Source organism: Devosia sp., assembly GCF_040509215.1.
Taxonomy (GTDB): Bacteria; Pseudomonadota; Alphaproteobacteria; order Rhizobiales; family Devosiaceae; genus Devosia.
In genome coordinates this window covers 1-9,994 of sequence record NZ_JBEVLL010000145.1, presented here as the reverse complement: position 1 = coordinate 9,994, position 9,994 = coordinate 1, and the positions used below count along the sequence as shown (strand labels likewise).

The following is a 9,994-nucleotide window of genomic DNA, read 5'->3' as shown; positions in this document are numbered from 1 at the left end:
TTGCTCATCTTCTCGGTCTCCATCTGCACGACGTCGGCCAGCGCGCCCTTCTTGGTCGCGGCCTCGTTGCGGAGAACCGCAATCGGCGTCTTCAACCCGTGGGCAAGGTTTCCCACCTGGTTGCGCGCCCGCTCGATGATCTGGGCGTTCGAGCGCAGGAGCTCGTTGACCTCTTCGGCCAGCGGCGCGATTTCGGTCGGATATTGTCCGGTAATTTCGGTGCTTTCGCCCTCGCGCACGCTTTCGATTGCGGCGCTGAGCTTGTCGATGGGCCGCAGCGCAAAGCGCGCCACGATAACGCTCATGATCGCTAGCATGGCCCCCACCGCGCCGAGGACGATAAAGGCCTGGCCGCGGAAATCTTCCACGAGGCCAAGAATCTCGGTGAGATTGCCGGCAACCTCGATGCGATAGGTTTCCCCACCAAGGGTTACGCTGCGTTCCAGCACGCGCAACTGCGTGCCAAACGCGTCGGCCACCACGCCGGTCCGCCGGCCCAGCTCATCAAGCGAGCCCGAAAGCTGCGGCAGGTCGATGCCGACAACCGAAGTCGAGAGATTGACGAGAACACCGTCGCCGTCACGGATGATCCAGTACCAGCCCGAACGCGGCCGATCAAAGCGCGGATCGGCCAGAGCAATATCGGGATCGCGCGGATCGCCCACTTCGAGCAGGATACCCGCAAGGCTTTCGACGTGAAAATCCAGCGTCTGCGACAGCGTCGTATCGAGCGCTCGCGAATAAAGGTCAGTCAGCAAAAACCCGGTCGCCAGCAGCGCCACGACGAGCCAGCCCACCGTCAACCAGAAGAGTGAAGCCGCAATGGAGCCCTTGCGCAGCCAGTTCTTGGCCGCATTGGGTTGCGGCGCCGGTGTCTCGGCCTCGCTGGACAAGGCCGCTCCTATTCGATGATCTGGTAGCCGAGGCCACGCACGGTCTGGATACAGTCGTCCGGCAGCTTCTTGCGCAGGCGCCCGACGAACACTTCGATCGTGTTGCTGTCACGGTCAAAGTCCTGATCGTAGAGGTGCTCGGTCAATTCGGTGCGCGAAACGACTTTGCCCTTGTGGTGCATGAGATAGCTCAGGAGCCGCAATTCGTGGCTCGTCAGCTTGATCGCCTGCCCATCCACCGTCACGCGACCGGAGCGCGCATCGAGCCGCACTGGCCCGGCGGTGATTTCGTTGCTCGCATGTCCTGCCGCACGACGCACCAGTGCGCGAAGGCGCGCCAGCACTTCTTCCATGTGGAATGGCTTGGCCACGTAGTCGTCGGCGCCGGCATCGATGCCCTGCACCTTGTCGCTCCAGCGATCACGCGCCGTCAGCAGCAGCACCGGCAAGGTCTTGCCCGCCCGCCGCCATTCTTCGAGCACAGAAAGGCCATCCATTCGGGGCAGGCCAATATCGAGCACCACCGCATCATAGGGTTCGGTATCGCCGAAGAAGTGGCCCTCCTCCCCGTCGAAGGCTACATCAACGACATAGCCCGCTTCGGTCAGCGCTTCCTTGAGCTGCCTGTTGAGATTGGTATCGTCTTCGACAACTAGAATACGCATGACTGCCCCCGCCGCTCAGCTGCTATTGCGCGTTCAGAACCAAATTCTGCGCCTGACCGTCAGCCGTCAAGACACCAATGATATAAACCAGTTGCCCGCCCTGGTCGCAAACCTGAACGTTGAGGATTTCAGCACTCGGATCGACCCCGGCAGAAGCCAGAACCGCATCGAGCGACATGATCTGGCCGGAGGTCACCGCCTCCTGGATTTCCTGGCGGCCGAGGCAGGACTGAGCCTGGCTCGCGCCGGTGCCCGACAAGGCAAGCGCAAGAGCCAGCGCAATGGCAGCAGCGGCGGAAGGTTTTGGGGCTTTGGTTTTCATGACGCTAAACTAGCGGGGCCTTACTGAATGGGACATGAATAAGGCAATTCATGTTGGCGTCCACAGTTCCCATTATTCGCAAAGGCCCCGCGAGCAAGTTACGCAGCGTCGCTTTTCAGGCCCTTGCGGAGGAAGATTATCGCCAGGGCCTCTAGGACGAGGCTCCCGGCCGAGCCGCCATCAAGCGTTGGCAGCTCCACGCCGAGCACCTGTGCCAGGCCGGCCACCAGCATGAAAGCCGCGACGATATAGGTACGATAACCCGACAACATGGTCATGGTCGTTCTCCGTTGCATGGTTGAAGGAAGTCTTGCATCTGCCAGGGCGGCCGCCCTGATCTCGGCTACCCGCCGCGTCCAGCCTCGGCCAAAGACCGAAAAACTCGCGAGCCGCTGGAGAAAACTCAGCCGCCGATCGCACAGCGCATTGACCAGTCGCCTAGGATCAGTCGCCTGAACTGCTGCGAGCGTCACCGGCCCGACCTCGCCATCGGCCGCGACCCCGAGCACCCCCTGCAGCACCCGGATCGCCCGGTCGGGCCCCGAATTGACCGCAAAATCGAAGAGGGCCAGATCCACTCCCGCGGGCATGGATCCAGCCCTAGCCGTGTTCCAATAGTTCGCCCTATAGATCAGCCCCGCTTCATCGAGGGTCAGGTCCTGGACCGCCGCCTTCGGCAGATCAGTCCACGGCGTCACCTTTCGCCAGCGGGCCAGCGTCTCGCGGGTGATGCCCATATTGGTGGCGCCACCCGGGTCGCTGGGATGATCGACATAGCCGCCCTCATGCCGCAGCACCTCTGTCAGGCATTTTACGAACCTGTCGTCATTCCCCATAAGTCCCCTCCGCCGCATGGCCTGCGCCCAGCGCCGCACTCACCTGCGACACCGAACACCTGAAACTGGTGGCTAGACCGCCAAAATCCGCGCTTTGCTCGGCCGGGCCGTAGCTGGCTGAAGGCAAGGAAACCTCGATGCTTCGCTTCAGCGTTGGCCCATCGAATATCGAGACCCGATAGCGCTCAGGCGTAGCCTCCTGAGCAGGTTCCGCTGCTCCCCAGGCATCGTCCTCGGCCCGGCTGCGTCGTATCCAGGTAAAGACGATTTGGTCAGTCGCCCCCCTTTTTGCCCGCAGATGCGCCGGGGCCAAGGCCAGGCCCACCCCAGTCATCGTCGAGGCGGTGAGCACTTGCCCGACAAGATCCGAGGAGCCAGCATAGGCATGGATGTCCCGCGCCTCCCCCAACTGCCCCGCCTCGACCGGCACCACACCCACCTTGCCGTCGAGCACAATCACCCGCCGTCCCGCCGACACCGTGCCCATGGTCCAGTCGGTCCCGTCGAGCCCTCGCAGCAATCGCGTCAGGCGATAAAGCCCCGGCTCGACAAGCTCGGCTTGAGAAAAACCGATCACCTCCCAGGTCCCAGCATCGGTTTCCACCGCCAGCCGATTGCTACCGGCCAGCACCGCCGCCTCCGCTCCGTCGGCGATATGCCCGCCATAGAGCCGGATGCTCAGGTCCGACCCACGATCCCACACCGCAACCGGTCCAGCTCCGATTCCCTCGACGACCTCGCCCAAGGCGGCAGCCCGCGTCAGATCGAGCACCGAGGCCCCGGTCGCGGTATCGACCAGCCGCACCGTTCCCGGCCATGGCTTTGCATAGGCGCCAAAAACCAGCCGGCTCCGGGCGGGATCGCTCGGCAAGGCGGGCAAATGCGCCGAAAAGACCACCGGCGCCACCGCCAGCCCGACCACCGGCGACGTCGCCGGCGCGCGGTCGACCCCGGTGGCCGTCGCAACGCCTGCCGATACCGCACGAGCCGTCACCCGCCGCACTGCACCATCCCGGATTTCGGTGATTTCGTATGGCCCTCCGCCGTCCACCACCACCCTGTCGCCTGGCTCAAGCGCCACCTGATTGGGTGGCAGGGAAAACTCCACCGTATCGAGAGAAGCCGCACGGTCATCGAGCAGCCGTTCCGCCGCGAGACGCGCCGAGGCCCCATCGAGCACCATGTTGACGCTTTCGCTGACCAATTGCCCCGCCCCGGGGCGCACCGCCGTGGCCGTCGCGGTGAGGTAGTCCCGGCCCTTGTCGAAGTGGCCCAAGGCCAGTCGCCCCGGCCGTTCCACCGCCGCGGCCCGACGCTGGGTCAGCACCGCCCCCTCGCCTTGTGCCAACTCCTCGCGGTCGAACCCGATGATCTCGCCGCCCAGCGCAGAAATTGCGTGGAGCGAGCCATCGCGCGCCACCAGCCTTTGCCCGGTAATCTCAAGGAGCGGCTCCAGCGCATTGCGCGCCGTGCCAGGCGCCGGTAGCACAACGCCGGCAACCATGGGGTCGGACGCTCCGGCATGCACCACCGCTCCATGTTCGGCGGCCATCGCAGACGCCATTTCGTCATTGCTCATGGCTCCGAGGCGACCCGTCAACCAGTGCCCCGTGGCATGATTGACGCCATCCGCCCAGACATCGGTCCGTGCCGGAAAGGCCGGAAACGGCCTCGCATCCCAGGTCCAGCAATAGATCCGCTCGGGATCGACCATGCCCGCCGGATTCTTGGTCGGACTTCCCCAATGCCGATAGTGCGCCCGCAGGAATTGGCGCTGGATCAGCGGGTCCGATTGCCCATTGGAAAAGTACGGCCGCCCGCCTTCAGAACTCTTGGCGTCTCCAAAGATATTGGGCTGGTTCGCCCCCTTGTCGACTGCGGCGCACCCCAGCTCTGTCAGCCAAATTGGCTTCGAGCCGGGCACCCAGGCCGTCGGCGATCCCGCCCTGACACCACCCGGCCGATCATAGTGGTACTGGCCCCAGAAGGCCGAAATATCCTTGTAGCGCCAGATCCAGTGCTCGCCATGCGCCCCATCGGCAATCGGCGTGCGTACCTGCCCCGCCCGATCCGCATCGCTGGCATAGTACCAGTCGAACCCCTCGCCCCCGGCGATATTGCCGCCGAGATAGTCGAGGTCATGCGTGCTCCCCGCCGCCGCATCGAGATGCCCCTGACCATCCCGCCAATCGGCCGCCGGCATGTAGCAGTCGATCCCCACCGCATCGATGTGAGGCGAGGCCCAGAGCGGATCGAGGTGGAAGAATTTTTGGCCGCCACCCGGCTGATAGCCCGAATACTCGCTCCAATCCGCCGCATAGCTGAGTTTTGTACCGGACCCGACAATAGCCCTCACATCCGCCGCCAGCGTCACCAGAGCCGAAACGAAGGGAAACGAATTCCCCGCCCCGCGCACGGTCGTCATCCCGCGCATTTCCGAGCCGATAAGCAGCGTGTCGACACCCGTCTGCACCGCCATCTGCGCATAGTGGAGGATCATCGCCCGATAACCCGGCACAAACGCCGCGACCTGGCCGGCAGCCGCCGCCGTCCCATCCGGAGAACCCGCGACACCGGCCGCCGGATGACAGGTAATCCGGCCCCGCCAGGGATAGCTCGCCTGCTGGCTACCCCCATAGGGATCGGCCAGCCCATTCCCCACCGGCACATCCATCATGATCAGTGGATAGAGCGTCACCGAAAGCCCGCGCGCCCGCAGATCGGCAATCGCCGCGCGCACCGCGCCATCTGATGGCGTCCCGCCATAGGCCGGCCCACCGCCATGGCTCGACACCACCGGCACGGCCTCACGCTCATACCCCGCGACGCTCCAGGAAACGCCCTGCACATCCCGGCTCGCCGCCTCGACGCGCGGCCCGATCTGGCAAGACCCGCAGCGCAGATCATTGCCGAACCAGCTCACCACCAGCGAAACATGTTTCAGGTTCGGGCAAAGCTCCTGCAGCTCATTGATGGACACGGTCCAATCGCTGACACCCGGCTGCACATGCGCATTCTCCGCCGCACCGGTCCCCATGCCCAGCACACGCAGCCGAGGCACCGGGTCATAGCCAAACTCGGTCGCCCCCGGGATCACCGTCACAGCGCGAATGGACGTCTCAAGGTCTCCCACCGGCCGGCAAAGCTCCGCCGAAATCTGCGGAATGCGATTGCCAAAGCGCGACAGCGGCAGGTTTTCGAACACCATGTAGCAAAGCCCACGATAGGCCGGCGCATTGCCCGCCCCCTGCGTCGCCTCGATCAGCCCGTCCGGCATCTGCCCATTGCCGCCGTCATAGAAGCGATAGTTGATCCCCCGCAGATCAAGCAGTTGCCCATCCGCCCAGACCCGCCCCAGCCGCGTCACTCGCCCCTCGCAAAAACCGATGGCAAAGCTCGCGCCGATCTCATCTTCCTTTTCCTGCTGCTGGGGTTGCTGGCCCCAACCCTTGGCGCCCGCCGTTTCGCCGCCCAGCACTTCCAGCTCTCGCGCCCAGATGATGTTCCCGGAAAGTCGTCCCCAGCCATAAAGCCGCGGAATGGCCGCCCCCTCGACCGACCCGCCGATCCTGACATCAAAGGTCGCATGCTCTCGCTGCTTGGGCGTCTCGCCAAAGAGCCAGCTATCAATAGCGCTCCCCGCCAACGCCCCCAGCGCCCGCCCCACCGTCGCGCCAATCGGCCCGCCAACCAGCCCCCCGGCGAACTGCCCCGCCAGGGATAAAGCCAAAGTCGCCATGTTTTTGGTCCTCAGAAAGGAAGTTCAGCGATCCGGAAACCAGAACCGTCCGCTCACGCGCTTCGCCCAGCCGTCAGTCAAATACGCTTCCACGACGCCAAGCTTTTCCTGCGCATGAATGAAGCGGTCTTCGGACACCGTGATCCCGCAATGTTTTGGTTCTTCGAGCCCCGCGAGCCGAAACAGCACCACCTGCCCCGCCTCGATTGGCCCTTCCGCCGGCAGCAAAAACCGCTCCGACGCCGCCCGCAGCGCCCCGGCATTTTCGGGGTCGCGAATACTCGCCCTATAAGGCGGCGGCGCCATGGGTTCATCCCCATAAAGCGCCCGCCACACGCCACGCAGCAGCCCCAGGCAATCGCACCCCGCCCCCAGCGTCGAAGCCCGGTGCCGATAGGGCGTGCCCAGCCATTCCCGCGCCGCTGCAACCACCAGTTCCGCCTTCATGGCACCACCGCCCGGCCATCGAGCGCATCACCCTCACGGGGGTAGCGCAGCACATAGTCGCTGCCCGGCACATGCGGAAAACCGCGAAAATTGACCCCATTGCCGAACTTGGCCTTGCAGGTCGTAAACCGCCGATCACACCCCGCCGTCACGGCAAACACATCGCCCGCAACGACCCAATCGCCCACCCGCTGCCCAAAACTCAGGAGATCGCCCCCCGAACCCTTGCGATGCGTCAGCACCGCATCCTTCAAGCCCACCCGCTTGCCGCCCGACCACTGCGCAACACCAAAGGCAAACCAGTCCTCGGCAAAACCCGAAAGCCCGCTGACCAGCAGCCGAAACGGATCGACCACCGACACCACCGCCGCGGTCCCCGAACGCCCCGGCGCCGCCAGGTTCACACCGCAGCGCGCATCCCCCACAACGGCATCGCATAGCCCCTGATAAAGCCGCCCGCGCACCGAGTTCAGCGCCTCCTGCGCCGAGCGCAGTTCCGCGCGGAACGTGCCATCCTCGCGCACAATCTCGCCAATTGTATCCACCCGCAGCAGCAGGTTCTGCGCAGGGTCCGCCCAGTTCACCAACCACGTCTCCACTCGCGCGCCATCATAGCGCCCGAGCGCAATATCTTCGTCGCCGATGGCATCATGGTGCAGAATCCCGAGCACCTCCCCGGTCTCCACCTGCGCCCCCAGCCGCGCCGGCACCTCGCCGCCCTCAAGCCCATGCATGGGCCGGCAGGTGGTCGCCGAAACGACCAGTTCGACGTCATGATCGGTAAACCCAAGCACCACGCCATCGCCACGCAACACCCGCCAGCAATGCGCCAGCGTCGTCTCTCTCCCCGCCAGATGCCCCGCCAATCCCGCCTCAACCGTTTTCATGGCAAGATCTCCACCAGCGGAATACTTGGTGCCTCGGCCCCATCAAAACTCGACCACTCGATATCAAGCCGATCAGTATCGAACCTCACCGGCACATCGAACAAAAACCCCGCACTCACCGCCGCCCCCGAAGCCGGCGGAGTAGCAAAGCTCACGATCCCGGTGGTGACATCCACCGTCCACCCACTCGTCCGCTCGACCCCGGCCACCGCCACGCGCACCGAGCCCGCAACCGGCTTCTTGATCGGTCGAAAATAGGGATCGAACGCCGCCCCATAGCGCTTCACAAGTTGAAAGCCGGTCTTGACCCCATCACCAGTCCCGATTGCCTGGTCCCCCGGCAAGGGCACCGCGCCACCCGAAGAATGATCGATCCCGTCACGCCACAAAAACCCATGCAGCCGCCCGCGCCTTTCCTCGAAAAAGGCCAGCACCGCCTGCATATCGGCCCGCGATTTCACCCCATAGCCCGCATTGTAGCGCCGACGCGAATGCGCCCAGCGCCCATTGCGCTGCTCGCCCCCGCCAGCCAGCGTCACGACATCCGTCTTGCGCTCCGGCCCGCCCCGCGCCCCCAGCGCGATATCGAGCGGAAACCGCACATGATGAAAGGCCATCTCAGCTCCCCCGGGTTCCGCGTCTGACAGCTCTGAGCAACATCGCGCTCATCTCCGCCTCGCTCGCGGCAAAGCTGCGCGCATCCGTCGCCGTCACATTGAACGTCACATGGACCCCGCCCCCACCACCGGCGACACCGAGCCGACCATCGGGCCCACGCGCTAACGGCATGATGGCCTCGGCCCCCGCCTCGCCCGCCAGCCCCAGATTGTTGCCCAATGGAAAATAGGTCGGTGTCGCAATCACCCCACCTTTGGCATGCGGAATGATCGATGGATTGAGGCCAGCAAAAAGGCCCTCCAGCGCATTGCCGGCCAGCGTCTCCAGCGGCTTGAACGCCGCCTTCAGCGCCATATCGGCAAATGCCCTGCCGACACCAACGATCACCGACTCCAGCGATTTTCCGTCCGTCAGCGCGCTGCGAAAGCCCGACGAGATCGACCGCGCCACCCCATCCGCCAGCGAATGGATGCGCTTGATCTCGACCGACACGTCGCTCAGCTCGTCCTTGAAATCTTCGTCAAAGAGATCACCGGCCATCTGGAAACCTCTCCATCAAAGCCTCAAGACCCGGCCGATCCAACCGCCCCGCCCGATCCCCAACCACCGCGCCCCAGGCCGCCGCCAGTTCACGCGGGCTCATCTTCCAGAAAGCCTCGGGCGGCAGTTTCAGCACGCCGAGCCCGAATTGCATGGCATCGCGCCAGGGGAAGGGTTTCATGCCGCCTCCCCAAACGTCGCCTGCAACAGCCGCACGGCAATATCCGCCACCCCGCGCAATCCGCCCTCGACGCTCATCTGCGCCAGTTGATCGTCGGAAACGGCATTGCCACCCCCGCGCAGCCCTGCCCCGATAATCGCCGTCAGATCCCGCGCCGAAACTTTTCCGCCCGCGAAGCGCTCCGCGAGCCCCGACAGATCCCCCGCGCCAAGCCGCGCCTCCAGCTCCGCCAACGCCCCCAGCGTCAGGCAAAGCACCCTCGTCTCGCCCCCGATTTCGGCGGCGATCTCTCCACGATGAATGTTGGGCATTTTTGTCTCGCTAGATCGCCACAAACGTCACTTCCCCGGCGCTCTCCAGCGCCAGGTCAAACGTCACTTCCCCGGCATGGTCAGCCGAAAATTCCAGCGCCACGATCTGGAACGGCCCTTCCACCGTGCCGAAATGCGGCAGGATGAGCTGCCAATTCCGGATGGTCCCGGCAAAGAAAAGGCTCCGGATGAGCCCATCCGAAGCCTGGTCCTTGAACACTCCCGAGCCTGAAACCGAAGCCCGCTTAACCCCGCCGCCCGCCAGCAGTTCGCGCCAGCGCCCGGCGCTTTCCTGGTCCGTCGTATCAACGCTCGCCGCATTGAACGCTAGGCTGCGCGTCCGCAGCCCCGCCACGGTCACGAAACTGCCCGACCCCGTCTGGTCGAGCTTGAGCAACATGTTCTTCCCACTCTGCGCAGCCATTCTTCAAAATCCTTCCGTGAAAAACCGCAGCGTCACCGCCGCGCGGGCCTTTCCGGTGTCGCCGTCGATCACCGTCTCGGTCCGCACATGCTCGGCATGCGTCACCACGAGCGCGCCCGGCGCCACCGCTC

Annotated in this window: 12 protein-coding genes; all 12 read right to left on the bottom strand. The window is 64.7% G+C overall.

The window, feature by feature from the left end; genetic code table 11:
• On the bottom strand, window positions 1-893 hold an 893-nt coding region (locus ABW043_RS07925; RefSeq protein WP_353920678.1), incomplete at its 3' end, for a sensor histidine kinase.
• An 8-nt stretch (window positions 894-901) separates the two neighbouring features.
• Window positions 902-1,558, bottom strand: coding sequence for a response regulator transcription factor (locus ABW043_RS07920; protein WP_353920677.1), 657 nt, complete (start codon window positions 1,556-1,558; stop codon window positions 902-904).
• Window positions 1,559-1,580: 22 nt separating this feature from the next.
• Complete coding sequence (locus ABW043_RS07915; RefSeq protein ID WP_353920676.1) at window positions 1,581-1,880, bottom strand: PepSY domain-containing protein; 300 nt, start codon at window positions 1,878-1,880, stop codon at window positions 1,581-1,583.
• A gap of 98 nt (window positions 1,881-1,978) precedes the next feature.
• Window positions 1,979-2,716, bottom strand: a complete 738-nt coding sequence (locus ABW043_RS07910; RefSeq protein ID WP_353920675.1) for a glycoside hydrolase family 108 protein — start codon at window positions 2,714-2,716, stop codon at window positions 1,979-1,981.
• Window positions 2,706-6,455: a baseplate multidomain protein megatron gene (locus ABW043_RS07905; protein WP_353920674.1), complete on the bottom strand. Its 3,750-nt coding sequence runs from the start codon at window positions 6,453-6,455 to the stop codon at window positions 2,706-2,708. Before ABW043_RS07905 ends, ABW043_RS07910 begins: the two co-directional genes overlap by 11 nt.
• 24 nt (window positions 6,456-6,479) lie before the next feature.
• On the bottom strand, window positions 6,480-6,902 hold the full coding sequence (locus ABW043_RS07900; RefSeq protein WP_353920673.1) for an NlpC/P60 family protein: 423 nt from the start codon (window positions 6,900-6,902) through the stop codon (window positions 6,480-6,482).
• A complete protein-coding gene (locus tag ABW043_RS07895; RefSeq protein ID WP_353920672.1) occupies window positions 6,899-7,789 on the bottom strand; it encodes a phage/gene transfer agent baseplate hub protein in 891 nt (296 codons plus the stop codon). The genes ABW043_RS07900 and ABW043_RS07895 overlap by 4 nt, the downstream gene beginning before the upstream one ends.
• Window positions 7,786-8,406 (bottom strand): phage distal tail protein, Rcc01695 family, encoded by a 621-nt coding sequence (locus ABW043_RS07890; RefSeq protein ID WP_353920671.1) that lies wholly within the window; start codon window positions 8,404-8,406, stop codon window positions 7,786-7,788. Before ABW043_RS07890 ends, ABW043_RS07895 begins: the two co-directional genes overlap by 4 nt.
• 1 nt (window position 8,407) lies before the next feature.
• Entirely contained in the window at window positions 8,408-8,947 is a 540-nt protein-coding gene (locus ABW043_RS07885) for a phage tail tape measure protein (RefSeq protein ID WP_353920670.1), read from the bottom strand.
• On the bottom strand, window positions 8,937-9,128 hold the full coding sequence (locus tag ABW043_RS07880; RefSeq protein ID WP_353920669.1) for a rcc01693 family protein: 192 nt from the start codon (window positions 9,126-9,128) through the stop codon (window positions 8,937-8,939). The genes ABW043_RS07885 and ABW043_RS07880 overlap by 11 nt, the downstream gene beginning before the upstream one ends.
• Window positions 9,125-9,439, bottom strand: a complete 315-nt coding sequence (locus ABW043_RS07875; RefSeq protein ID WP_353920668.1) for a gene transfer agent family protein — start codon at window positions 9,437-9,439, stop codon at window positions 9,125-9,127. Before ABW043_RS07875 ends, ABW043_RS07880 begins: the two co-directional genes overlap by 4 nt.
• Before the next feature lie 10 nt (window positions 9,440-9,449).
• On the bottom strand, window positions 9,450-9,863 hold the full coding sequence (locus ABW043_RS07870) for a phage major tail protein, TP901-1 family (protein WP_353920667.1): 414 nt from the start codon (window positions 9,861-9,863) through the stop codon (window positions 9,450-9,452).
• Window positions 9,864-9,994 lie beyond the last annotated feature (131 nt).